Raw genomic sequence first — 26114 nt, 5'->3', positions numbered from 1 at the left:
CGTCAGTCCGCCAGCGAGGCGCTGAACGTGCCGTCGTCGAACTCGATCGGCGTCGCTTCCTCGACGACCCGGAGGTCCTCGCGCTGGCGTGCTTCCTCGATCAGCGCCTCGGAGGCGAAGAAGCGAGCGAGGTGCATGGTGTCACGCGCCCGGACCACGCGAACGGTCTCGGGATCGACGACGCCGATGGTCGACAGCGCCGCGACGAGACCGGCCCTGTCGCTCTCGACGACCGGCGGGAGACGGACGCCGCGGACGGTGCTGGCGGTGAGCGCGTTGATCAGGGTCGTCTCGGCGTCAAGCTCGGCGACCACGTCCTCGTGGATCAGGTCCGCCGAGCCGACGCCCATCGCGTTGCCGTGGGTCGCCGTCGTCAGCCCGCGGGTGTAGATGCGCTTGATCGTCGGCTCCTCGGGCGCCGGCTCGTTGATCGCGAAGGTCCGTCGACCGATGACGTTCGTGTCGAGGCCCTGGCCGCTCACGTCCTTGCCCTGTTCGTCGAACACGACGACGTCGAGCTCCGAGAAGGGCAGCGTCGGCATGATGTCGTATGCCCGTTCGAGCAGTTCCCGCTCGCGGTCGAGGAAGCCACTCGGCGGGACACCCTCGATCAGCGTCGTCTCGTCGTGCTGGTCTTCCAGCAGGGCGATCCCGCCCACGACCGGCAACGCGTCGAGCAGTTGCCCGGCGATCTCCGGGATCATGTTCCGGAACGACCAGTCGACGGCCCACTCGTGGGCGATCTTCGCGCCGCGTTGCTTGCCCATCCCGATGACGAGCATCTTCGAGAGCCCGCTCTCGACTGCCCCGTCGAAGTCGGTGTGGGGCTTGACGCGGTTGATCGGGACGATGGCGTCGGCTCCGGCGGCGTGGGCGTCGGCGACGACCGGCACGTCCCGCTCGGGCGTTCGACCCACCTCGACCACGTCCATGCTGGACCGGATCTCACAGCCGATGGCCGACTCCGTGACGCCCAGTTCCGCGAGCATCTCGGCCTGTCCCTCGCCGGTCGCGCCGCCGTGGCTCCCCATCGCCGGGAAGACGAACGGCGCGTACCCCCTGTCTTCGAGGGCCGAGACGGCCGCTGCGACGATCGCGGGGACGTTCGCGATGCCCCGGCTCCCGACGCCGAGCGCGATCTCGCCGCCCGTAGGCACGTCGTCGAGTTCGAGGGCGTCGACGGCGCGCTCGACGTGAGCGTCGATCTCTGCGGCGGGGATCGGATCTGTCTCCCAGACCTGTTCGACGACACCGAGTTTCGGGAGGTCGAGGTCGCCACACGCGTCGACGATCGTCGCCTCCGGCACGGAGAGTTCGCTGGCGCTTTGGTTTCGCTCCATGCGCTCACTGTGTGGCGAGCGCGTCATAAACGTGGCTGATACCGCCGGTCGGTAGGTGTCGACAGATCTCAAGATTTAAGGGTCGAACTGCCGCCTATCGAACTGATGCGCTTCGTTCGATACACCGACGGAACGACCCCAGCGTGGGGTCTGGAACGCGAACAGACGATTCACGCACTGTCGGATCTCCCCTGGGGAGAGCCGTCACTGAACGACCTCGCGAACCCCAGCTACCGATCACACGTCGCGGCCCGCATCGAGAACGGGGCGTCGACGCAGATCGACCCCACGGCGGTGTCGCTGCTCGCGCCGGTGCCACAGCCGGGAAAGATCGTCTGCTGTGGCCTCAACTACCACGATCACGCCCAGGAGCAAGACGAGACCGTGCCGGACAGCCCGATGCTGTTCGGGAAGGCCCCGACCGCCGTCACCAACCCGGCAGACCCGATCGTCCACCCCGATCCCGAAGGGCCAGCCCAGGTCGACTACGAGGTCGAACTGGCCGTCGTCGTCGGCGACACGATCTCCTCGGTCGACGAGGCCGACGCCTACGACCACATCGCCGGCTACACCGTGCTCAACGACGTGAGCGAGCGAACGGCCCAGAACGAAGACGGGCAGTTCTTCCGGGGCAAGAGCTACGACACGTTCGCGCCGATGGGGCCGCGACTGGTCACCGGCGACGACATCGACCCGAACGCCCTCGACGTGGAGTTGCGCGTCGACGGCGAGAGAAAGCAGTCCTCGAACACCGAGCAGTTCATCTTCGACGTGGGCGAGCTCGTCGCCTACATCAGCGAGGCCATGACGCTGCGACCCGGCGACGTGATCTCGACGGGGACGCCCGGCGGCGTCGGCATCTTCCGCGATCCGGTCGAGGTGCTGGAGCCTGGCCAGACGGTCGAGGCAGAGATCGAAGGCATCGGAACGCTTCGGAATCCGGTCGTCGGCCGATAGCTGCGGTCGCGACCGCAACAGCGAATCTCGTTACGAAGTGACAGACAACAGTATCAGGCGCGGTCGGGAACCACGAGGACCACGACGTCGTTGACGTTCGTTCCCGTGGGGCCGGTCCGGATCGTCGCGTCCGCCTCGCTCAGGAACCGTCCCGCGTCGTTGGCCGCGAGCGCCTCGCGGGCGGCCGCCCGATCCGTGACCGTCTCGTCGTCGACGAGCGCGCCAGCGACCGCCGAACTCCCGTCCTCGCCGTCGCTGTCGACGGCGGCGACGACCGTCTCGCCGGTCAGCTCGATGCCGGCCGACAGTGCGAGTTCCTGGTTGGGACCACCGGTCCCGCCCTCGCCGGTGATCGAGACGGTACACTCCCCGCCAGCCAGCACGACTGCCGGCGGTTCGACCGGGTCGCCCGTGGCGGCGATCTCCTCGGCGACGGCCAGCAGGGTCGTGCCGGCCTCGCGGGCCTCGCCGCGCAGGCGCGAAGTCACCACGAGCGGCGTGTACCCCGCCTCGCGTGCGACATCGCGGGCCGCGTCGAGCGCCAGTGCGTTGTCTCCGACCAGGTGTGTCCGGACGCGCTCGGCCGACAGCCCAGCGGTGGTCGGCGTTTCCGGTCGCCGACCCGCGTCCCCGGCCGCGAGGTGCGCGGCGACGGCCTCCGGCGGCGTAACGTCGTGCCGTTCGAGCACGGCCAGCGCGTCGCCGTACGTCGTCTCGTCCGGAACGGTCGGCCCACTGCCGATGGCCGACAGATCGTTGCCGACGACGTCAGAGAGGACGAGCGTTGCGACGGTGGCCGGTGCGGCCGCCGCTGCGAGGCGGCCCCCCTTGCTCTCCGAGAGGTGTTTGCGGACCGCGTTGATCTCGTCGATGGGCGCGCCGCTGTCGAGCAGCAGCGCCGTCGTCTCGCGGAGTTCCGTCAGCGAGAGGTCGCCGGCCGGAGCCGTCAGGAGTGCGCTCGTCCCGCCGGTGACGACCGGGACCACGAGCGTCTCGGCGTCGGCCTCGGCCACCAGTGCCAGCAGTTCGGCCGTGGCCTGGACGTTGCGCTCGGACGGGAGGGGGTGGTCGCCGGTGACACACCGGACGCGGTCGCTCTCGGTCGGGTGTTTGGTCACGACCAGTCCGTCGGTAACGTGGTCGCCGAGGATCGATTCCAGCGCAGTGACGACGCCGCTGGCGGCTTTCCCGCCCCCGACGACGACCACGTCGCGGTACGCGGTGAGGTCGTACTCGGTGTCGGCGATCGACAGCGTCCCGTCCGAGACGGTGACGTTCGACCGGATCGCCGCTTCGGGTGCCGCGGCGGCGACGGCGCGTTCGAGACAGTCGAGTGCGAGGGCGTGGGTCTGACTGCGCTCCAGTGTCGCTCGGTTCTCGATCATGGCTCACCGTGCGTGCTCCGACCCAAAAGAGTGTGTGTTCGAGAGCGGTCAAAGTGGCAGTAGCTTTAACTCAGTCCGATTAGTGCGGCCACAGTATGCAGATCGAACACCCATACACCGGCGACGGGCGTTGGCTGCGAGGGAACCTCCACACTCACACGACCGAGACCGACGGCGCGGACACCGTCGAGGAAGTACTCGACGCCTACGAGTCGATCGGACACGACTTCCTGGCGATCTCGGACCACGACCTGCTGGTCGATCCCGACCGGTATCGGGCGGACACGCCGCTGACGCTGTTGCCGGCCGTCGAAGTGACGGCGAACGGCGCTCACGTGGTACACGTCGGAGCGACGGCGGTCGTCGAGCCACGGGCAGACCGCCAGGCCGTCGTCGACGACATCCGAGAACAGGGGGCGATGGCGATCCCCGCACACCCCAACTGGGAGGCCGACTTCGACCACTGGCCCCAGAGCCGACTGTCGGAGCTGACCGGCTATCACGGCATCGAGATCTACAACGGCAACATCGAGCGGTGTCCGGGCACACCACTGGCGACCGATCGGTGGGACCAGCTCCTGTCGGCCGGGCGGCGCGTCTGGGGCTTCGGAACGGACGACACCCACGACGCGGTCGACGTGGGGAACGCCTGGACGGTCGTACAGGTGGCCGAGCGAACGCCCGCGGCGGTGCTCGAAGCCCTCGCTGCCGGACAGACGTACGTCTCGACCGGCGTCGATATCGAGCGAATCGCGGTCGAGGACGGGACCGTCGAACTCGCCACCAGCGAGCCCGTGACGGCCCGTCTGGTGAGCGACTGGGGGCGGATCCAGCAGACGAGAGCGGGCGAGACGGTCCAGTTCCACCTGCCAGAGGATCTGGTCTACGGACGAGAACACAGCTACGTGCGAGTGGAGTGTCGTGGCCGGGGCGACGACGCGGCCTGGACCCAGCCGTTCTACCTGACATAGATGGAGCGGGGCTATCGCCACGTCGTCCTCGCGAGTTGCGTGCTCGCTTTCTTCGGGAGTCGCGTCGGCCAGCTCGTCATCAGTCCGCTCGTTCCCGAGATCACCGGGGCGTTCGAAGTGTCGAAGGGGGCGATCGGTGCGGCGCTGACGGGCATGTGGGCCGCGTACGCGCTCGTGCAGTACCCCGCCGGTGTCTTCGGTGACCGGTTCGGCGAGCGCCCGGTCGTGCTGGTCTCGCTCGCGACGGCGGCCGTCGGCAGCGTCCTGCTGGCCGTCGTGGCGACCTTCCCGCTGTTCGTCCTCGTCGTCGTCGCCCTGGGTGCGGGCGTCGGGCTGTACTACAACGCCGGGACGACGCTCCTCACACGGGAGTTCGACGGCGTCGGTCGAGCGATCGGCGTCCATCGGATCGGCGGACAGGCGGCCGGCCTGCTGGCCCCGATCTCGGTCGCGGCCGTGACCGTCCGGTTCGGCTGGCGGGCCGGGTTACTGGTCGGGGCCGTCGCCGCGCCGATACTGCTCCTGTTCTGGGTGACCGTCCGACCCACGCCACCGCGTCGACCGGACGTGAGCGTCCGTCAGCAGTTCGACGCGGGCTTGTTCCGCGACATCCTCTCCCGGCCGGTGCTGGCCTACGGGACGGCAGTGGCCGTGCTCGCGGAGTTCGTCGGGATGGCGGCCACGTCGTTTCTCCCGACCTTTCTGGTGGCGGCACAGGGGTTGTCCCTCCAGCGAGCGAGCCTGCTGTTCTCGCTTTACTTCGTCGTCCTGGCGGTCGCCCAGCCGGCGACCGGCTGGCTGTCCGACGCCGTCGGTCGCGCCCGAGCGACGATGCTGGCGCTGGCGAGTGGCGTCGTCGGGTACGCCCTGCTGGTCGGTGCCACGGGCCTGGTGCCGGTCGTCGTCGGGGTCACGCTGGCGGGGTACGCGATGAGCTGGAGCACGCCGATCCAGGCGCTCTTTCTCGACCAGCTCGGCCGCGCGGAGCGAGGTACCGGCTTCGGACTCGTGCGGACCGTGTACGTCTTGCTCGGGTCGCTCGGAAGCGTCGTCACGGGCGGCGTCGCAGACCGCCTGGGCTGGATGGTCGCGTTCGGCATGCTCGGCCTCGTGCTCCTGTCGGCGGCGGGGCTCGTCGGCGCGGCACAGCTCGCGAACGTGGAAGCGTCGTAATTTCGGCCACTCGCCGCGGCCACGACACCGAGAGAGCGGTCGGCAGTTACCAGAACCGGTCGTAGTGTTCGGTCGCCCGGACGAGCGCCTCGACGTAGAAGTAGTCTCCCCAGATGCAACACTCCCCGTAGTCGCCGTCCGACGGGTGGTACGCTCCGTCGGTCAACAGCCCGTTGGACGCCTCGCCCGCGGTGTAGTGCTCGGTGAGACTGGCAAGCGTCGCCAGCGAGGCGTTGCGGTAGGCCGGGACGCGCTCGTCGCCACTCGGGAGCTGCCGGGAGAGTTCGTCAAGCCCGCAGGCGGCGACGGCGGCGGCCGAGCTGTCGCGGATCGCCGGGTCCGTCGGGGCGTCAAAGTCCCACAGCGGGACGTGGTCGTCCTCGACGTGCGAGAGGTAGTAGTTCGCGACCTTGGCCGAGAGCCCCGCGTAGGCACCGGTGTCGAGATAGTCGGCAGCGACCGCGTAGCCGTAGATCGCCCACGTCTGGCCCCGTGACCAGCAGGAGTCGTCGTCGTACCCCTGGGCCGTCTCACCACCCAGAGCCGTCCCGTCCTCGACGTCACACCGGAACGTATGAAACGTCGAGGCGTCCGGGCGGACGACGTGGGCGGCGTTCGTGCGGGCGTGAGACGCCGCGATAGCTCGGTATCGCGGGTCGTCCGTGACCTCGCTGGCCCAGAACAGCAGCGGGAGGTTCATCATCGTGTCGACGATCATCCGCCCACGGTTCTCGTCGTCTTCGTCGTCCATACTCCCCCAGGCCTGGAGGAGGCCAGGCGTCTGCCAGTAGCGGTCGGTGAGCAGATCGGCCCCGCGGAGCGCGATCGATCGATACCGCTCCTCGTCGGTCAGCCGGTAGCCGGCGACCGCCGACAGCGTGTACAGAAAGCCCAGATCGTGCGTCTCGACGAGGCCGTCGTCGAGGCGGTGCGCGAACGTCTCCAGTTGTGCCTCGGCGGCGTCTCTGAACCGCCGCTGGCCGGTCACGTCGTAGGCGAGCCAGCAGAGTCCGGTCCAGAAGGCGGTCGTCCACCCGTCGGTGTTGCCGGTCGACCCGTAGACGAGGTCGTCGCTCGAAGCCGTCGGGAACCGGTCGTAGTACCGATCGAGGTTCTCGCCGATCCGCTCGATCGCGGCGGTCAACGCCTGTTCTAGCTGTTCCTGGCTTCGCTCTGGCCGGTCGAAGTAGCGGTCGGGAAGCGCCGGTTCGGACACTGTAGCCGCGAGCGCCTGAGGACTTCGGCTCATTCGGTTCGAACTCACTCCAGACGGACAATAAACCTATTGTCGAAACCTGGCGGGGGTGTGCCATCCGAAAACTATATGTATAAACGTCATAGTTATTCCCACGTCCGCAATGACAGACCAGAATGCGAGCAGCGATCGGCGACAGCTACTGAAGGCGCTCGGCACGCTCAGTGTCGCAAGTATGGCCGGCTGTATCAGCCAAAGCGGCTCCGACGGCGAGGGGTCGGGCGAGAGCGGCGACGGCTCCGCCGGGGAATCGGGGGGCTCCACCGAGGAGAGCGGGGAGGCTACACCGGTACCCATGGCAGATTCGTTCAGCTTCTGGGAGCTGAGCAAGACGTGGGGGCCACACATCGAGCGCTACGAGTCCGAGACCGACGCGACGGTCGAACACACGAACATGGGCCCGGACGAACTGCTCGACAACCTCCAGACGCGGCTGCTCTCGGGGACCGGTGCGCCCGACGCCGCGATGGTCGAGTACACCTCGCTCAAGCAGGTCGCCAAGACCGGCGGGCTGCGTGACGTCTCCGACTGGATCGACGAGGCCGACATCCGCGACGACTTCACCTCGGGGATCTGGGAAGTCGTCAGCGACGGGGACGCAGTGTACGAGGTCCCCTACGACATCGGACCGGCGACGCTGTTCTACCGCAAGGACATCTGGGACGAGCACGGGCTCAGCGACGACATCGAGACCTACGACGAGTTCATCGAGGAGGGCAAGAAGCTCCCGGACGACGTGTCGCTGCTGTCGCTTCCGGGCAGCGGCCTCTCGGTGTTCTGGCGGATGATGTACCGCCAGCTCGGCGGCGTCGAGTTCGACGAGGAAGGACGGCTCGCGTTCGACAACGACAAAGCGGTGCAAGCGATGGCACAGCTCCAGGAACTGGCCGACGCCGGCATCACGGACGACACCGCGAGCTGGAGCCAGCAGTGGTTCGCCGGCTTCAACGAGGGGACCATCACGGCCTACCTCTCGGGGGCGTGGTTCAGCGGGACGCTGATGTCCTCGATGGACGAGGCGGCGGGCGACTGGCGGGGCATGAAGATCCCGGCCCTGGAGTCGGGCGGCACCCGTGCGAGCAACATCGGCGGCTCCGGCGTCTGCTTCCCGGCCCAGAACGACGAGGCCACGGCACGCCGGGCCTTCGACTTCGTCGTCAACACGACGACCAACGTCGAGGAGATGGCGAACCTGTTCGCCGAGGAGGGCAACATCAGCGCGTACATGCCTGCGTGGGACGACGAGGCCTTCGAGAACCCCCGCGAGTTCTTCGGCGGGCAGGCGCTCGGTACGCTGTGGACCGACATCGCCGACGACATTCCGCCGTACCGCTACACGCTCGACTCGCCGAAGATCATGAACCTGCTCAACCCGCTCCTGCAGGACGTCGTCTACGGTGACCTCGATCCCGAGTCGGCACTGGAGGAGTGGGTCACCCAGTCCGCCAACGAGACCGGGCGTGAAGTCGCCTAACATGAGCCGCCAGCTGCTCGTTCCGCTGCTCGATCAGGTTCGATTCAAGCGCGAGCAGTTGAAAGACCGGCTCCCGACGCTGCCTGGAACGCCGCTGTTGTTCTTGAGTCCGTTCTTCCTGCTGTTCGGCGTGTTCCTCGCGATCCCGGTTTTCTACACCTTCTACCTGTCTTTCTTCACGTTCCAGGGCGTCTCGACGGAGGCGCTGTTCGCCATCGACATCGGGGCGTACCAGATCATGATCCCCGAGATGGCGAACCTCCAGTACGTCGGTCTGGACAACTATCGACGCCTGCTCACCGACAGCGTGTTCTACCAGTCGCTGTTGAACACGGCGATCATCTTCGTCGTGCAGGTGCCCCTGATGGTCGCGCTGGCACTCGGGCTCGCGCTCGTGTTGAACGCCGCCTACACCAAGTACAAGGGCATCTTCAGGAGTCTCCTGTTGCTCCCGGTGTCGGCGAACACGGTCGCGTACTCCGCCGTGTTCATCGTGATCGCGGCGGAAGGCGGGATCGCCGACATCGCGCTCGGCGCTGTGGGGATCAGTCCGATCGACTGGCTCAGCGACGGCTTCTGGGCGCGGAACCTCGTGGCGTTCATGTCGGTGTGGCGCTGGACGGGGTACAACATGATCATCATCCTCGCCGGGCTACAGACGATCTCGCCGTCGCTGTACGAGGCCGCGGAGATCGGCGGGGCGACGAAGATCCAGAAGTTCCGCCACATCACGCTGCCACAGCTGAAGCCGATCATGCTGTTCGTCTTCGTGACGACGACGATCGGCGTCTTCAAGAAGTTCGCCGAGCCGATGATCGTCATCAGCTCCGGGGGCCCGATCAACGAGACGCGAACGATCGTCTACTACATCTGGCAGGTCGCGTTCCAGAACCTCGAACTCGGCTACGGGAGCGCACTGACCGTCGCCCTCGTGGCGATCATCATGACCCTGTCGCTCATCCAATTCAAGGTGTCCTAAGATGCACGAAAAACTCGAAAAGGAGGCGCTGTGGCAGTTCGGTGGCTACGGGTTCCTCATCGCCGTCACGATGGTGATGATGTTCCCCATTTACTGGGTCGTCGTCGCCTCGACGCTGCCACAGTCGGCGATCTTCGCCGGTGGTGCCGGTGAACTGCCGCGGCTGATTCCGGGGTCGAACTTCCTGACAAACGCCGAGGCGCTCGCCGCTCGGCCGGAAGTCGACTTCTACCGGAGCATGCTCAACAGTCTCGTGATCGCGGTCGTCTACACGGGACTGGCGTTGCTGTTCTGTTCGATGGGCGGCTTCGCGCTGGCGAAGTACGACTTCAAGTACAAGCGGGCGCTGTTCATGGGGATTCTGGGAACGCTGTTGCTCCCGACGAATCTGCTGGTGATCCCGCTGTTCCTGCTCGTCTCGAACATGGGCCTGTCGAACAGCTACTGGGCCGTGATCCTCCCGTGGGCCGCGTATCCGCTGGGGATCTTCTTCATGAAACAGGCGATGCAGTCGATCCCGGACTCGCTGCTCGAAGCCGCACGGATGGACGGCGCGTCGGAGTTCCAGCTGTACTACCGCGTCGTGCTCCCGTCGATGAAGTCGTCGCTCGCCGCGCTGGCGGTGATCCTGTTTCTCTTCCAGTGGAATCTCTTCCTGTGGCCCCTCGTGGTGTTGCGCGAAGGGAAGTACACGATCCCGGTGGCCATCTCGAAGATCATGAGCAACGACATGATCGCGTACGACCAGCTGATGGTCGCGTCCGCGATGGCGATCGTCCCGATGTTCGTGGTGTTCATCCTGCTACAGCGCCACTTCGTAAACGGTATACTCGGCGGAGCAGTCAAGGAGTGATACACGATGACAGCAATAACTCTCGATGGATTGACGAAGAGCTACGACGCGACTGACATGGACGACATCCCCGACAACGAGATCGTCGCCGTCGAGGACGTCGACCTCGAGATCGAGGACGGCGAGTTCCTCGTCTTCGTCGGTCCGTCGGGCTGTGGGAAGTCGACGACGCTGCGATGTATCGCCGGCCTCGAAGACGCGACCGGCGGAGAGATCCGGTTCGGTGAGACGGTCGTCAACGACCTCCGGCCACGGGACCGCGACGTGGCGATGGTGTTCCAGAACTACGCGCTGTACCCCCACATGACGGTCCGAAAGAACATCAGCTTCGGTCTGCGCCTCTCCTCGACGCTGACGACGCCGGAGATCGACAGTCGCGTCACCGACGTGGCCGAGATGATGGGAATCGAGGACCTCCTCTCGAAGACGCCCGACGAGCTCTCGGGCGGACAACAGCAACGCGTCGCGCTCGGACGTTCGATCGTTCGCGAACCCGGTATCTTCCTGATGGACGAGCCGCTCTCGAATCTCGACGCGAAGCTCCGGGCGGAGATGCGCACCGAGATCCAGGAACTCCAGAACGACCTCGGCGTGACGACGGTGTACGTCACCCACGACCAGACCGAGGCGATGGCGATGGGCGATCGGATCGCCGTGCTGGACGACGGGCTCCTCCAGCAGGTCGCGCCGCCAGAAGAGATCTATCGGAGTCCCGCAAACGAGTTCGTCGCCGGCTTCATCGGGAGCCCGAGCATCAACTTCTTCGACGTGAGCGTCGACGGACAGACGCTGACCGCTCCGAGTGGCTTCAGCTACGAACTCGAAGCCCACAGCGTCGAGGACGGCACCGTCCGCCTCGGGATCCGTCCGGAAGACCTGACGATCGAAGAGGGCGGGGACGACATGACCGTCACCGTCGTCGAGAAGATGGGCAACGAGAACTTCATCTACGGCACCGTCGGCGACACGGAGGTCGTCGCCCGGACCGAGGTGACCGTTCGCCCGGAGCCCGGCCAGCGGGTCGGTCTCTCCTTCGCCGAGTCGGCGATGTACCTCTTCGAGAGCGAAACCGGCGCGGCGATCAAGACCAAGACCGACGAGATCGAACCGCAGGCGGCGCAGTTCTAAGTCGTCGCCGCTCGCATTCTCCTTCGGCGTGTCATGCCCAGAGAGATCGACCAGAGACGGTGCGTACTGTGGCGTGTTCGACAGCGAGTGGAAAACGAGAGGAGACGGCTGCGTGTCGCTCATACTGCCGGCTGTCACTTCGTGACGATCTTCACCACCCCGGGGTGGCGAAATCGTTCACAGACGTACAGCCGGTCGTATCAGTCGTCGACGTAGGGGTGTAGCGTGATCGTGAACGAAGTCGACTCGGGCTGGACGCGGTCGGACTCGAACGTCTCCGGTCCACAGCTACCGGAGCCGAGCCCGGAGTGTGCGTGGTCCACGGAGAGGAACACGTCGTCCTCGCGGGAGAGTTCGTGTTCGTGATCTGCGCCCTCAAGTTGCTCGGTCGAGTAGTGGTGTGCGGTCACGTCGAGCAGCGAGTCCCCGGTCGCGAGGAGCCCGGTACCGTTGCGGTCGGTGAGAGCCACCCAGCGGGTGTCGCTGCGGTTGCCGTTCGCCTGGGGCCTGACGTAGGGCGTGTGGAGGTCGGCAACGTCGGCCTCGTACCGACCGACGGGGGACGCCTGCTCGCTGTCGGCGTAGGACTCCCCCGGACCGCGGCCGTACCACGTGACGTGGTCGAAGTCCCCGTCGAGCGTCAGGTCGAGTCCGAGCCGTGGCAGCGACGGGAGCATCGACAGGTCGCCCTCGGGGTCGAGGTGCGTCTCGATCTCGACGGCACCGGTGGGGTGGATCGTGTACGTCTGTGTCGTCGCGAACCCGTGGGCGAACATCGGCGGCGCGAGGCGACCGTCGACGGTGATCGTGACCGTCTCCTCGCCGATCTCGGTGTCGACGCCGTCGACGCGGAACTGCAAGCTGTCGAGACCGTGCTCGCGCCAGATCTGTGCGAAGCCGACCGTCCGCGCGTCCCAGTCGGCGATCGGTTCCTCGTTTTCGTGTAGTTCGAGGAAGCGCGTGAAGAAAGTCGGAACCAGCGGCAGTCCTCTGTCGTTGTCCGTCGGCGCACGCCAGAGTCCGATCTCGGGACCCTCGGTGACGACCGACCGACCGCGGTAGGACAGCGAGTCGACGACGCCGTACCGGGCGTCGAACCGGAGTTCGAAGTCCGCGTTCGAGACGACGATCTCGTCGTCGCTGCGCTCACAGGACAGCGGGGCGGGAAGCGTCGCGGCCGGCACCGTCGGTGCCTCGCTCGTCGGCAGTTCGAGCTGGGTCGTGGCGACCGTGTGGCCGGCCGGTGCCCACGAGGTGTCGCTGTCCAGCGAGACCTCGACGACGAGGAACTGCTCGCCCCGGCCGGCGTCCTCGAACGGCACCGTGACGGATTCGCTGTCGCCGGGTGCGACGGCGGGGAGTTCGAGCGTGCCGCTCTGGACGACCCGGCCGTCGGCCTCGACGCGCCACCGGGCGCGGAGGTGGTCGAGCCCGCGGAAGTCGTAGCGGTTCTCGACGGCGAGTTCGCCCCGTTCGAGGGCTTCGGGCTCGAACGTGACCGGCTCGACGACGTTCTTGAACTCGGTGAGCCCCGGCGAGGGCGTCCGATCGGGAAAGACGAGACCGTTGATGTTGAAGTTGCCAGTGTTGGGTTCGTCGCCGAAGTCGCCGCCGTAGGCGAACCACTCCGTTCCGTCCTCGGTCGTCTGGCGGATGCCCTGATCGATCCAGTCCCAGACGAACCCGCCCTGCAGTCGCTCGTGGCCCTCGAACACGTCCCAGTACGTCTCGAAGCCGCCGGGACCGTTCCCCATGGCGTGGGCGTACTCACAGAGGATCACGGGGTGGTCCGGATCGTCGACTGCCAGGTCTTCGATGTCCTCGGGCGGGGTGTACATGGGCCCGACGATGTCGCTGACCCGCTGGTCGTGGTCCTGCTCGTAGTGGACCGGCCGCGTCGGGTCGCGCTCGCGTGTCAGTTCGTACATCGTCTCGTGGTGGGCCCCGACGGCGGACTCGTTGCCCAGCGACCAGATCACGACGCTGGGGTGGTTCTTGTCGCGTTCGAGCATCCGGACCATCCGGTCGACGTAGGTGTCTTCCCACGCCGGATCGTCGCTGAGGTGCTGGACGGCGTCGATGCGTTCCATCCCGTGACACTCGATGTCGGTCTCGTCCATGACGTAGAGCCCGTACTCGTCACAGAGGTCGTAGAACCGCGTGTCGTTGGGGTAGTGAGCGGTCCGGACGGCGTTGACGTTGTGCCGTTTCATCAGCTCGATGTCCGCGCGCATCTGGTCGACGGTGACGGCCCGTCCCCGGTCGGGATCGAAGTCGTGGCGGTTCACGCCGCGGATCGTCACGGCTTCGCCGTTGACCAGGAACTGACCGTCGGCGATCTCGACCTCGCGGAAGCCGACCGTCTCGCGAACGGTCTCGACGGGCGTCCCGTCGTCCAGCAGCGTCACCAGGAGCGTGTAGCGGTCGGGCGTCTCTGCGGTCCACTTGTCCGGGTCCTCGACGGTCGTCGACAGCGAGAGCGTCGTCTCGCCGTCGGCCAGTGCGTACGACTCCGCGAAGGTGGCGACGGTGTCGCCCGCCTCGTCGACCAGAGCGGCGCGGAGACGGCCGGTCGCGTCCTCATCGCCTGCCGATTCGATGTCGACCGCCGCGGAGAACTCGGCGTCGACGTAGTCGTCGTCCAGCTCGGTGCGGACGTCGATATCGGCGACGTGGGTCTCCGGTACGGCGTACAGAGAGACGTCACGGAAGATACCGCTGAGCCACCACATGTCCTGGTCTTCGAGGTAGCTCCCGTTGGTCCACTTGTAGACCCGTGCCGTGACCGTGTTCTCTCCGGGTTCGACGTAGTCGCTCACGTCGAACTCGGCGGGGAGACGCGCGCCCTCGCTGTAGCCGACGCGCTCGCCGTTGACCCAGAGGTGGAAGGCGGAGTCGACGCCCTCGAAGCGCAGGCGGATCTGTCGACCGTCCCAGTCCTCCTCGACGTGGACGGAGCGCCGGTACGTCCCCGTCGGGTTCTCGGTCGGGACGTTGGGCGGATCGACCGGGAACGGGTAGACGACGTTCGTGTAGTGTGGGTGTCCGTGGCCGTCGAGTTGCCAGTTCAGCGGAACCTCGATGCGGTCCCACTCAACGTCGTCCGTCGCACCCGGAATCGCTGGCGCGTCCGCAGGGGTCTCGGCGAGGTGAAACTGCCACTCGCCGTTCAATCGCCGGACCCACGGCGAGGCAGTCACGCTGTCCTGGCGTGCAGATTGCTCGTCCGGGAACGGGAACACGTCGGTGTGTGGTGCGAGCCTGTTACGACCGACTACTCGCGGATCTGTCCAGTCGGGCATGCTGTCTGCCCACTGTCCCCGTCCGCTATTCATTCTTTTGGAAATCGGGCGTGCAGCGCAGTCTACACCGGAGACACGGCGTGTGACGGGCGCAGGAGTGACAGTCCGTTGTTGCTTGGCAGAAGTTTTAACATAACGATCTTCAATAACAGACGTATGCGAAGGATGTGGCAACTGTTCGCATCAGTCAGTAGCGGTGGGGAAACGACACTCGACGAAGGAGAGACTGATGTCTGACGGCTGGTCGCGCCGCTCGGTGCTCAAGTCCAGTCTGGGGCTCTCGCTGGCCGGCGTCTCGCTGTCTGGCACGACCGGGACGGTGGCCGGCGCGAGCGAGTACGAGACGCTCAGACAGCGATGGGCACAGTTGCTCACCGGTGGTGACTTCGACGCGACACAGCCCGAGTATCAGGACCCGCTGGCCGAACTGGACGAGACTGCACAGGACCACTGGGAGACGATGGACACCAGCGCCGACCGTGATCGGCTCTGGTCGGACCTCCCGATCCCGGCGTCGTCCAGTGCGAGCGCGAGCGAGAGCAACATCACCGACAGCTACGGCCGCCTCCAGGAGATGGCCATGGCCTACGCCACGAACGGGAGTTCGCTGGAGAACGATAGCGCGCTCGTGGCAGACATCGTCGACGGACTCGACTTCCTCTACGATCGGGTCTACAACGAGGACCAGTCCCAGTTTGGCAACTGGTGGCACTGGGAGATCGGCTCGCCGATGCGTCTCGTCAGTATCTGTGCGCTGGTCGGCGACGAACTGTCCTCGACACAGGAGACGAACTACACGAACGCCGTCGGCGCTCACACCGGAACGCCCTACGAGTACACGGAGTACGACGTGACGAGTGGCGGTGCCAACCGCGTCGACATGTGTATCATCACCGCGCTCCGTGGCGCGATCTCGGAGACGGACTCGACGATCGCTCTCGCTCGAGACTGCATCGAAGAGAGCGATATCTTCCAGTACAACACCAGCGGCGGCGGGAACGGCCTCTACCGCGACGGGTCGTACGTCTACCACAAAGAGATACCCTACATCGGGTCGTACGGCGCGATCCTGCTCGAAGGGCTCGGTGAACTGTTCACCGTCCTCGACGGGACGAGCTGGGCGATCACGGACGTCGACCACGACGTGATCTACGACGCCGTCGGTGACGCGGTCGCCCCGTTCATGTACAGAGGGCTGATGATGGACGCGGTCAGCGGCCGGTCGATCTCGCGAGCGGACCAGACCGACCACGTACGCGGCCACGGCATCACCGCGACCGTCCTTCGGCTGGCGAACACCGCGCCGGAACCCTACGCCAGCGAGTTCCGGTCACTCGCCAAGGGCTGGATCGAGAACGACACGTGGGACAGTTTCCTGAGCGATGCAGACGTGCCCGACATCGCGAACGCGACGGCAGTCCTCGACGATTCGACGATCAGTGCCGCCGACGAACCGGTCCGACACGACGTGTTCCACAACATGGACCGGGTCGTACACAACCGCTCTGAGTGGGCCTACACGATCAGCATGTGCTCGGAGCGGATCGCACGCTACGAGGCGATCAACGAGGAGAACCTCCGTGGCTGGTACACCGGTGCCGGGATGACCCAGCTGTACAACGACGACCTCGGCCACTACACCGACGGCTACTGGCCGACCGTCGACCCCTACCGGCTCCCCGGAACGACCGTCGACACCCGCGAGCGGTCCGCTCTCGACGGCACTCACCACCCGCGGCCGTCGACACAGTGGGTCGGCGGCGCGTCGGTCGACGAGTTCGGGATCGCCGGAATGGAGTTCGACGCCGAGGGTGCATCACTCACCGGCAAGAAGTCCTGGCTGCACCTCGACGATACCGTCGTCGCACTCGGTGCCGACATCACCAGCTCCGACGGCCGCCCGATCGAGACCACCGTCGAGAACCGGAATCTCCACACGGACGGGAGCGAGACGCTCACCGTCGACGACACCGAGAAGTCCACGACACCGGACTGGTCCGAGACGCTCACCGGCGTGTCCTGGGCGCACCTCGACGGCGTCGGTGGCTACCTGTTCCCGAACCAGCCGAACCTCGAAGCCAAGCGCGAGGAACGCACCGGTTCCTGGCAGGAGATCAACGCGGGCGGACCGAGCGAGTCGCTGACCCGCGAGTACCAGACCCTCTGGCTCGACCACGGTGTCGATCCCAGCGCCGAGACGTACGCGTACGCACTGCTCCCGGGCCACACTGCGTCCGAGACGCGACAGCGGAGTCAGGAGCCCGGCTTCGAGATCGTCGCCAACGACGCCACGGTCCAGGCCGTCACGGTGCCACGCCTTGGGTTGACAGCTGCCAACTTCTGGAGTAGCGGTTCGATCACGGTCCCCGGCTCCGAGCGGACGCTCTCGGTGAGTGGCCCGGCAGCCGTCGTCGTCAGACACCGCAACGACGAACTCGTGATCGGCGTCGCCGATCCCTCTCGAACACAGGAGACGGTCACCGTCGAGTACGAGCACTACACGGACGGAATCGTCAGTACAGACTCGGCGGTCGGCGTCACGCAGTTCCAGCCAGGTGTCACGATGGAGGTCGCCGTCGGCGGCACTCGCGGTGCGACTCACTCGGCGACCTTCGACGCCCCCGTCACGGAGCTCTCACCGCGTGCAGACACGTTCGTTCGCGACGGGTCGTACTCCGGCGACAACTACGGGTCGTGGTCCTCGTTGGTCGTCAAAGGCGGCCCGACGGGCTACAGCAGAGAGTCGTATCTCGCGTTCGACCTGGCGTCAGTCGCGGGCGAGGTGCAGGAGGCCGTGCTCGACGTGTACGGCGCGGTCACCGACGACAACGGCGGAGCGTCCGTCGACTGTACGGTCGCCGCCGTCGACGACGACAGCTGGACGGAGGACGGACTCACCTGGGACACGAAACCCGAACTGGGCTCGTCGCTGGGCTCTCTGACCGTCACGCGGGAACGGCGCTGGTGGCGCGAAGACGTGACCGAGTTCGTACAGACAGCCGCCAGCAGTGACGGTATCGCCAGCGTCGCACTCCGACAACCGAACGACGAGCGCTACGCCAGCTTCGACAGCCGGGAGGCAGACGAGCACCCGCCGTCGCTGCGGGTCACGACCAGTCGCCCCGACACGACGGCGCTCACCCCGACGGCCGACACCTTCGTCCGGGACGGGTCGTACTCCGGTGACAACTACGGATCGTGGTCGTCGCTGGTCGTCAAGAACGCGTCAACCGGCTACAGTCGACAGGGGTATCTCACGTTCGACCTGAGCGCGCTGTCGGGTTCGATCGACGAGGCCGTGCTCTACCTCTACGGCGCGGTCACCGACGACAACGGCGGAGATGCCGTCGACTGTGCGATCAGCGCCGTCGGCGACGACAGCTGGACGGAGAGCGGACTCACCTGGGACACGAAACCCGAGCTGGGCTCGGCACTCGGTTCTGTGACCGTCACCCGAACGCCGCAGTGGTGGACCGTCGACGTGACCGAGTTCGTCCAATCGGAGGCCGGCGGCGATAGCGTCGTCAGTCTGGCCGTCCAGCAGCCACAGAGCGGCCTGTACACCGACTTCAACAGCCGAGACGCCGACGAGAAGGTGCCGACGCTCCGGGTACAGACCTCGTAGCCGGATACCGAACTCTTTCATCACAGTTGGAGACCGTTCGAGCCGCCGACAGCGTGACCAGACTGACGACAGCCGTCGAGAGAGTCAGTACGTGTACAGGCATGGCGACTGGAGTTCAGCATAGCTGAACCGTTCGCTTCGAGAACCAGATCTATGCCAGAAGAACGCGAGGGAATAGCCAATAGTGAACGAAGTTCGCCTATAGTGCATAGAATTCCCTATTAGCGGACTTGGTGGCATATCGGACCAGCGCCTGCATTACAACACTAATGCTGTAATAGAATCGGACTATCCCGTATCCCGTGCAGTCACTCGTGGAACGACCGTGGCACCATGACCGGAGGAAGAATCACCAAATCGCCCGTATTTTCGACTGTTCTATAGATATATGCACCCCTATTACAACAAAATATCCTATATCATTCCGTATTTCAGAGAGAGGAAGCCATCTTCGAGCTTTTCAAATATAGACAAGCATTTTTAGTTCCACTAATCTAAGATACGATGATTGTTTTGACCCACCAGGAGGTTAGATTCGCCTTTCGAACTGACAGGCGACCACACACGACTCTAAGCGACGGTCGGTGTCGCCACCGGCGAATCGGTTCGGGAGAACACTCTCGGTCGTCGGGCAACAGCGATCCGCATGAAGCAATCGGTAATCGACCGGCCGGAGATCGCGTGCGCGCTGCTGTGCGGTGCTGTCGGGTTCGGGTTGTACGGCGTCGAGAGTGGCGTGCTGTGGGCCATCGTCGGATACTTCCTCGGCAAGTCCATCGAGAGTCTGTTCTGGACCGTCACTGGAGGCCCGAGCTCGTAGACCACGACCCACGCAGCGAACGACGACGGACCCGCAGGTGTGCGAAGCGATCGGAGACGACACGTGTGACCGGCGACCCACTGTGCTTTTGCATGCGTCGAAGCGCCGTCGCGGTGGTCCTCGTCACGAGCGAGGAGGATCACTGATCCGGACGGAGACGCCGACATGGTCTTCACACGACTGCAACGAGCCTCTCCTCCATCGGAGCGATGTCTCTCAGAAGAGGGAGAGACCGGGCACCACCGCTCCCCGATCGATATGAAAAAAGCCCGCAGCCACCACGGCTGCGGGCTCTGTAGTATGAATAGCAGGCGGCGAACCGGCTTTCCCAGGGGTTCGCACACCCCAGTACTCACCGGAACGCTGGCAGGCTTAACCGCCGTGTTCGGGATGGGTACGGGTGTTTCCCTGCCGCTATGGCCGCCTTTACGCCGAGTCACGGAATCGAACCGTGAAACTACCACTCTCGGTCTCCGCGCAATACGTGCGATCCAGTAAACGCCTGGACTCGTGCAAATTGAGTCACAGTGCAATGAGTGTGTGGCTTCGGTCGATTAGTGCTCGCGGGCTCAACGTCTCGTTGCCTCGACGCGTACACCCCGAGTCTATCTATCTCGTCTTCTACGAGTGACCTCTGCGGTATCTCTTTTCCAGGTGGGTTTCGAGCTTAGATGCATTCAGCTCTTACCCCGTGTGGCGTGGCTGCCCGGCACGTGCCCTCTCGGACAACCGGTACACCAGTGGCCACCAATCGGAGTTCCTCTCGTACTATACGATCGTTCCCGTCAGATACCTTTACACCCCCAATAGATAGCAGCCGACCTGTCTCACGACGGTCTAAACCCAGCTCACGACCTCCTTTAATAGGCGAACAACCTCACCCTTGCCCGCTGCTGCACGGGCAGGATGGAGGGAACCGACATCGAGGTAGCAAGCCACCGGGTCGATATGTGCTCTTGCCGGTGACGACTCTGTTATCCCTAGGGTAGCTTTTCTGTCGTAGATCGGCCCGCATCAAGCAGGCGCATCCGTTCGCTAGACCACGCTTTCGCGTCAGCGTCACCGTGTTGGTAGTGACACTGTCAAGCTATCTTTTGCTCTTGCGCTCTTCGCCGCGTCTCTGTCACGGCTGAGATAGCCTTAGGGCGCGCTCGATATTCTTTCGAGCGCGTACCGCCCCAGTCAAACTGCCCGGCTATTGGTGTCCTCCGCCAGGAGTGAGGGTCACAGTCACTACCGGGTAGTGTTTCATGTCTGCCTCGGTGGTCCGCTAGCGCGGATACCTGTGTAATGGCTCCTACCTACTCTGCACAGTAGCGACCATGTCCCAGCAACAGCCTGCAGTAAAGCTCCATAGGGTCTTCGCTTCCCCTTGGGGGTCTCCAGACTCCGCACTGGAACGTACAGTTCACCGGGCCCAACGTTGGGACAGTGACGCTCTCGTTAATCCATTCATGCAAGCCGCTACTGAAGCGGCAAGGTACTACGCTACCTTAAGAGGGTCATAGTTACCCCCGCCGTTGACGGGTCCTTCGTCCTATTGTACTAGGTGTTCAGATACCCGCACTGGGCAGGATTCAGTGACCGTACGAGTCCTTGCGGATTTGCGGTCACCTATGTTGTTACTAGACAGTCGGAGCGTCCGAGTCACTGCGACCTGCTCCTGTCAGGAGCAGGCATCCCTTATTCCGAAGGTACGGGACTAACTTGCCGAATTCCCTAACGTCGGTTGTTCCCGACAGGCCTTGGCTTTCGCCGCCACGAGCACCTGTGTCGGATCTCGGTACGGATCATATGCTCCCTTTTCACGGGCCCCAGGTTGAACCAATTTTCACTATCCCGCCGTTCGTCCGCTTCCTGCCATTACGGCTTCCACGGATTTGGACGGTTCGACCGGGCGAAGGCCCGGCTTGGTCGACCCCGAGGCGTCGGTTTCACTGCATATGAGCGCTGGAATATTAACCAGCTTCCCATGTCGTCCCCTTCGAATTACGGGGGGACTTAGGACCGGCTAACCCTCAGTTGACGAACAGTGCTGAGGAACCCTTGCTCGTTCGGCCGTCGGAATTCTCACCCGACTATCGCTGCTACTATGGCCAGAATTGTCGTCACCGATCGGTCCACAGGAGTTCTCACCCCTGCTTCCATCCAATCGGAGCGCCAACCTACTCGATCTCCCTTTCACGGGAGCGGCCAGGTCTCGGTGGTGGATTTGAGTCCCGATCATTTTCAGCGCCTCAAACCTCGGCCGGTAAGCTGTTACGCTATTCTTAGAGGGTAGCTGCTTCTAAGCTCACCTCCCGGCTGTCTAGGGCTTGAGACCACTTTCGATCACACTTAATCCACACTTTGGGACCTTAACCCGGCGCTGGGTTGTCTCCCTTACGGTACACAGGCTTACCCCGCATACCGGACTGCCCGCGTCGACGGCGTTCGTAGGTTCGGAGTTTGACAGAAGTGTTCACTTCTCTCGAAGTGAAGCACCTCAATCGGTCGCTCTACCCCACGAACTACCTCGGCGGACGTCATGCTTCGACATGTTTTGGTTGGAACCAGCTGTTTCCGGGTTCGATGGGCCTTTCACCCCTACACGTAGGTCACGGGAGGGTATTGTAGGACACCATCCCTAACGGGCCTCCACGTGCCTTTCGGCACGCTTCACCCTGCCCACGCGTAGATCACCCGGTTTCGGGTCGTGCCCGTTTGACTCCCCGCCCTTGAAGACGGCGGCCCTCGCAATGCTGCGGCCATGTCGGTTTCCCTATGCCTTCCCCGATTATCGGGTTAGACTCGCCAAACAGGCACACTCTCTGGCTCGTTTTTCAAAACGCACGACGGAACTTCGGCTTCCTGTAAGTCCTACACGCGGCTCGCGCCGCTTTCGTTTGTTACAGGACCTTTCAAGCCCCGTCGCTCGATCGCCACCTGATTTCAAGCCCTATTGCAACCCCCGTCTGAGGGTGCTTTTCAGCGTTCGCTCACGCTACTTGTTCACTATCGGTCTCGGAGAGTATTTAGCCTTGGCAGTCGATGCCTGCCATCTTGACGAGGGATTTCCAACCCCCGCTACTCTGGAACTACCGCACGACGTACTGATCTTCACTACGGGGTTGTCACCCTGTATCACGCTTCGTTCCAGAAGACTTCGTGAAGATGGTCGGCCGATGAAAGGTAGTCCGTACACCACATTGCCCGTGAGGGCTTCGGTTTGGGCTGTGTCGCGTTCACTCGCGGTTAGTAACGACATCGCATTGCGCTTTCTATTCCTCTCGATACTAAGATGTTTCAATTCTCGAGGTTCCCCATTGCGCGAAGCAATTGTTGAAGGGATTCCCATTCGGAGATCCATGGTTCTTTGCCTCCGTGCGGCTCCCCATGGCTTTTCGCAGCTTGGCACGTCCGTCATCGGCTTCCGAGCCGAGCTATCCACCAGGCGGCACAGTAGCCAACGTCAAATTTGGTTGTGACTCGATGAAATTGCACGAGTCCAGTGGACGCCTGGATCGCACGTACACGCGGTGTCATCAGTACAGCCGGTGCGACCCGGTCTGTACATCGACCCTTCCTACCCACGCTTGCACGGGGTAGTGCACTGGTCTTCGTACCAGATCCGAGCGCCGTCCCACACTTAAGGGGCTCGGTTCGGAACTGCTACGAGGTACGGACCCGCTGGGAGTTGCACCCAGCCTCCCCGGAGGGGAGATCCGCCTCGGATAGGTCTTGTGAGCCCTGACGGCCCAACACGGTCTTCCGACCAAATTGTTGGTCGCGCTCGACCAACGGTAACAGCAGGTGGGCCAGGCGCGTCGGCCTGATCCCGTTCAGTAGGAGGTGATCCAGCCGCAGATTCCTCTACGGCTACCTTGTTACGACTTAAGCCCCCTTGCGAAGCCCAGATTTGACCATCGCATGATGGCCTCATCCGGACCTCACTCGGGTGCTTTGACGGGCGGTGTGTGCAAGGAGCAGGGACGTATTCACCGCGCGCTTCTGACACGCGATTACTACCGAATCCAGCTTCATGTGGGCGAGTTTCAGCCCACAATCCGAACTACGACCGAGTTTGGGAGATTAGCTCTACCTCTCGGTATCGCGACCCATTGTCTCGACCATTGTAGCCCGCGTGTTGCCCAGTCCATTCGGGGCATACTGACCTACCGTTGCCCGTTCCTTCCTCCGACTTAGCGTCGGCGGTCTCCGTAGTGTACCCGACTACCTCAGGGTATCGCTGGCAACTACGGATGCGGGTCTCGCTCGTTACCTGACTTAACAGGATGCCTCACGGTACGAGCTGACGGCGGCCATGCACCTCCTCTCAGCAACTCGGGTAAGCTCGTCAAGCTGACCGTCGTTATTGCTGTCGGGACTGGTGAGATGTCCGGCGTTGAGTCCAATTAAACCGCAGGCTCCTCCGGTTGTGGTGCTCCCCCGCCAATTCCTTTAAGTTTCATCCTTGCGGACGTACTTCCCAGGCGGCTCGTTTATCGTCTTCACTTCGGCTCACCGTGCACTCGTAGTGCACGGCAGACCTAACGAGCATCGTTTACGGCCAGGACTACCCGGGTATCTAATCCGGTTCGAGACCCTGGCTTTCGTCCCTCACTGTCGGGTCCGGCTTCTCAGCGTGCTTTCGCCATTGGTGGTCCGTCCAGGATTACAGGATTTCACTCCTACCCCGGACGTACCCGCTGAGTCTTCCGGCCCCAAGCCGTGCAGTTTCCACCGGAAGCCGACGCGTTGAGCACGTCGATTTCCCGATAGACTTTCACGGCAAGCTACGGACGCTTTAGGCCCAATAACAGCGGCCATCACTCGGACTGCCGGTATTACCGCGGCGGCTGGCACCGGTCTTGCCCAGTCCTTATTCGTCGACCACCTTACGGTCGAGAAAAGCGAGGGCTATATGCCCTCGCACTCGGAGTCCCCCTATCGCACTGTCGTGCAGTGTAAAGGTTTCGCGCCTGCTGCGCCCCGTAGGGCCCGGTATCTTGTCTCAGATACCGTCTCCGGGTTCTGGCTGTCACCACCCGTACCGATTACTGGCACGGTGGGCCGTTACCCCACCGTCTACCTAATCGGCCGCAGCCACATCCTATAGCGCCGGAACGTTTCTCGCATTCGGCAATTCAAGCATGAATGCGATATCCACGATTAGCCTCAGTTTCCCGAGGTTATCATGGTCTATAGGGTAGTTTGGCCACGTGTTACTGAGCTATACGCCACGGGTCTAAGCCCGTGCGACTAGCATGGCTAAATCGGACTCCGATAGCAATGGCCTCCGGCAGGATCAACCGGAATGTGCTGACATAGTCAGCGGCGGAAAGGTATCACTCCGTCGGAAGCAAATGCTGGGGTATCCCTCCCCAGCTACATCGTGTTGGGTCCGTCAGGGCTCACATCAGATCTCATCTTGACGGCGGACCGCAGGGGTGAGATCCTCATCCTTCGCGAGCGTGCCGATCACCGCGAAGCGGCGATCGGAGACACGCTCGCTCGCTACTCGCCGACGACCGAAGTCGCCGAGAGCCGGGGTGACGTAGCGGGCAGCGACCCGGCGTCCGTCATCCCTCGTACGGATATAATCGTGAGAGAGGAGACTATAAAAGGCCAACGATTCGAACACGGCGTGGGTAGTGAAACCACAGGACAGCGGTGGGGAGGGTATCGAGGCCGGAGTCGCCGATTTGGGGGTGTAGGGGGACGCTCGGAGAACTTCTCAGAGACGACAGGCGTTCGCGGCGACGTGGGGAGGTTCGATCAGACGATGTCCGAGAGTCGAACAGCATTGGGACACCCTGGCGAGCGAAAACAGCACGTAGAGTTGCCCAGTCGTACTACGACGAGGAGTTCGTCGTCGTATCCGGGGTCGACTCGGGACAGGCCACGAGCGTCGTCATCGTACTCACGGACAGTTCGCCGTCGGCGTCGATCGTCGCCCGCGTCGAGGACTCGTTGCAGTCGAACGACGAAGACGGAACCGTTTCGGTCGCAGTCCCACCGGTTTCGAGCACGTCGAAGGAGACAGAGTAGCTGCCAGGTTCGGCGAGCGTGAGCCGGACACGTCCGCCGGGCGCGACGGTGTACACGCCGTCGAACAGGGGACCGGCGTCGCTGTCGACGAGGAGGCGAGCCGTCCAGGTCCGATCGGATTCGTTCCGGAGGGCGACGCCGTGCGTCGTCTCCTCCGGGTCCTCGTCAGTCGAGGCGTCTCCGAGCGTGCGTGAGGCGACGGCGTCTGCCGAGACACGTTCGGTGACGACACCGGGACAGGCCATGCGCGTGGACGTCGACAGTACGTCGAGAGCGCCACCGTCCTGTATCCCGATCGACGTTTTCGTCACGTTACACGTAAAGCGATCGGGACCGAGAGAGATCGTCTCCGTCGCGTCGGCTGCTGGCACGGTCACTGTGAGGTCGTAGCTGCCCAGTTCCGTGAGCGCGACACCGACTGTTGCCGCCGATCGGAGTGTGAACACCTCGTCCAGAACGGTGGTACCCGACCGCTCGAGAGAGACAGTTACCTGTTTGGGCTCGTCGCCCGAGTTCGTGACCGCGACGCGGTGTGGCCGACGGCGGCCGCGCTCTTCGAGGGCGCCCGTGCCGACGGTGCGTTCGACAGTCTCGTCGGTTTCGACGAGTGTCGCCTCGAATCGATCACGCTCGGTCGACTCCGTCGTGTCCGTCGAAGGGTCAGTCGTCTGTGAGTTCGCACTCCCAGAAGAGAGACAGCCACTAGCCGCCGTCAGTCCGACACCGATCGTCGTCAGAAACGCTCTGCGTTCCATACCACAGTGTCAGAGTGGGAACGCCATCGGTCTGTGGAAGATTCAAAGACGGCTTTGAGTCCACGAA

Annotated in this window: 14 protein-coding genes and 3 rRNA genes; 9 read left to right on the top strand and 8 right to left on the bottom strand. The window is 64.1% G+C overall.

Going from position 1 to position 26114, the window contains the following annotated elements; genetic code table 11:
- Positions 1 to 2: 2 nt before the first annotated feature.
- A complete protein-coding gene (locus tag ACAH01_RS16595) occupies positions 3 to 1340 on the bottom strand; it encodes a DUF362 domain-containing protein (RefSeq protein ID WP_372480859.1) in 1338 nt (445 codons plus the stop codon).
- Between the two features lie 105 nt (positions 1341 to 1445).
- Here ACAH01_RS16595 and ACAH01_RS16590 point away from each other — a divergent pair, with 105 nt between their 5' ends.
- Positions 1446 to 2297 carry a fumarylacetoacetate hydrolase family protein gene (locus ACAH01_RS16590; protein ID WP_170092914.1) on the top strand — a complete coding sequence of 284 codons (852 nt, stop codon included), beginning with the start codon at positions 1446 to 1448 and terminating at the stop codon, positions 2295 to 2297.
- 53 nt (positions 2298 to 2350) lie between these two features.
- Here the strand turns inward: ACAH01_RS16590 and ACAH01_RS16585 are convergent, their stop codons facing one another.
- Positions 2351 to 3682: a glycerate kinase gene (locus ACAH01_RS16585; protein WP_372480858.1), complete on the bottom strand. Its 1332-nt coding sequence runs from the start codon at positions 3680 to 3682 to the stop codon at positions 2351 to 2353.
- A 95-nt stretch (positions 3683 to 3777) separates the two neighbouring features.
- Here ACAH01_RS16585 and ACAH01_RS16580 point away from each other — a divergent pair, with 95 nt between their 5' ends.
- Together ACAH01_RS16580 and ACAH01_RS16575 are read left to right on the top strand one after the other, a co-directional pair.
- Positions 3778 to 4653: a CehA/McbA family metallohydrolase gene (locus ACAH01_RS16580; protein WP_372480857.1), complete on the top strand. Its 876-nt coding sequence runs from the start codon at positions 3778 to 3780 to the stop codon at positions 4651 to 4653.
- Positions 4654 to 5826 carry an MFS transporter gene (locus ACAH01_RS16575; RefSeq protein ID WP_372480856.1) on the top strand — a complete coding sequence of 391 codons (1173 nt, stop codon included), beginning with the start codon at positions 4654 to 4656 and terminating at the stop codon, positions 5824 to 5826.
- A 46-nt stretch (positions 5827 to 5872) separates the two neighbouring features.
- Here ACAH01_RS16575 and ACAH01_RS16570 read toward each other — a convergent pair whose 3' ends face one another.
- A complete protein-coding gene (locus ACAH01_RS16570) occupies positions 5873 to 7075 on the bottom strand; it encodes a glycoside hydrolase family 88 protein (protein ID WP_372480855.1) in 1203 nt (400 codons plus the stop codon).
- Between the two features lie 109 nt (positions 7076 to 7184).
- Here ACAH01_RS16570 and ACAH01_RS16565 point away from each other — a divergent pair, with 109 nt between their 5' ends.
- Genes ACAH01_RS16565 through ACAH01_RS16550 form a run of 4 tightly spaced genes read left to right on the top strand, consistent with a single transcriptional unit; the run spans position 7185 to position 11515 of the window.
- Positions 7185 to 8555: an ABC transporter substrate-binding protein gene (locus ACAH01_RS16565; protein WP_372480854.1), complete on the top strand. Its 1371-nt coding sequence runs from the start codon at positions 7185 to 7187 to the stop codon at positions 8553 to 8555.
- A gap of 1 nt (position 8556) precedes the next feature.
- Entirely contained in the window at positions 8557 to 9534 is a 978-nt protein-coding gene (locus ACAH01_RS16560; RefSeq protein WP_170092920.1) for a carbohydrate ABC transporter permease, read from the top strand.
- 1 nt (position 9535) lies between these two features.
- Complete coding sequence (locus ACAH01_RS16555; protein WP_372480853.1) at positions 9536 to 10387, top strand: carbohydrate ABC transporter permease; 852 nt, start codon at positions 9536 to 9538, stop codon at positions 10385 to 10387.
- Positions 10388 to 10393: 6 nt separating this feature from the next.
- Entirely contained in the window at positions 10394 to 11515 is a 1122-nt protein-coding gene (locus ACAH01_RS16550; RefSeq protein WP_170092922.1) for an ABC transporter ATP-binding protein, read from the top strand.
- 200 nt (positions 11516 to 11715) lie between these two features.
- Here ACAH01_RS16550 and ACAH01_RS16545 read toward each other — a convergent pair whose 3' ends face one another.
- Positions 11716 to 14817, bottom strand: coding sequence for a glycoside hydrolase family 2 TIM barrel-domain containing protein (locus ACAH01_RS16545; protein ID WP_372480852.1), 3102 nt, complete (start codon positions 14815 to 14817; stop codon positions 11716 to 11718).
- A 229-nt stretch (positions 14818 to 15046) separates the two neighbouring features.
- Between ACAH01_RS16545 and ACAH01_RS16540 the strand changes: the two genes are divergently transcribed.
- Together ACAH01_RS16540 and ACAH01_RS16535 are read left to right on the top strand one after the other, a co-directional pair.
- Positions 15047 to 18442 carry a polysaccharide lyase family 8 super-sandwich domain-containing protein gene (locus ACAH01_RS16540; protein ID WP_372480851.1) on the top strand — a complete coding sequence of 1132 codons (3396 nt, stop codon included), beginning with the start codon at positions 15047 to 15049 and terminating at the stop codon, positions 18440 to 18442.
- 646 nt (positions 18443 to 19088) lie between these two features.
- Positions 19089 to 19262, top strand: a complete 174-nt coding sequence (locus ACAH01_RS16535) for a hypothetical protein (protein WP_170092925.1) — start codon at positions 19089 to 19091, stop codon at positions 19260 to 19262.
- A gap of 306 nt (positions 19263 to 19568) precedes the next feature.
- On the opposite strand, the gene rrf is transcribed toward ACAH01_RS16535, so the two are convergent.
- From rrf to ACAH01_RS16515, 4 genes are all read right to left on the bottom strand, one after another.
- Positions 19569 to 19690, bottom strand: a 5S ribosomal RNA gene (gene rrf, locus ACAH01_RS16530).
- Positions 19691 to 19797: 107 nt separating this feature from the next.
- A 23S ribosomal RNA gene (locus ACAH01_RS16525) occupies positions 19798 to 22716 on the bottom strand.
- A 372-nt stretch (positions 22717 to 23088) separates the two neighbouring features.
- A 16S ribosomal RNA gene (locus ACAH01_RS16520) occupies positions 23089 to 24560 on the bottom strand.
- The 16S, 23S and 5S rRNA genes sit together here, the layout of an rRNA operon.
- 536 nt (positions 24561 to 25096) lie before the next feature.
- Positions 25097 to 26047 (bottom strand): hypothetical protein, encoded by a 951-nt coding sequence (locus tag ACAH01_RS16515; RefSeq protein WP_372480850.1) that lies wholly within the window; start codon positions 26045 to 26047, stop codon positions 25097 to 25099.
- Between the last annotated feature and the right edge of the window lie 67 nt (positions 26048 to 26114).

The organism is Halomicrobium sp. HM KBTZ05 (genome assembly GCF_041530035.1).
Taxonomy (GTDB): domain Archaea; phylum Halobacteriota; class Halobacteria; order Halobacteriales; family Haloarculaceae; genus Halomicrobium.
This window is presented reverse-complemented; position numbering and strand designations above follow the sequence as displayed.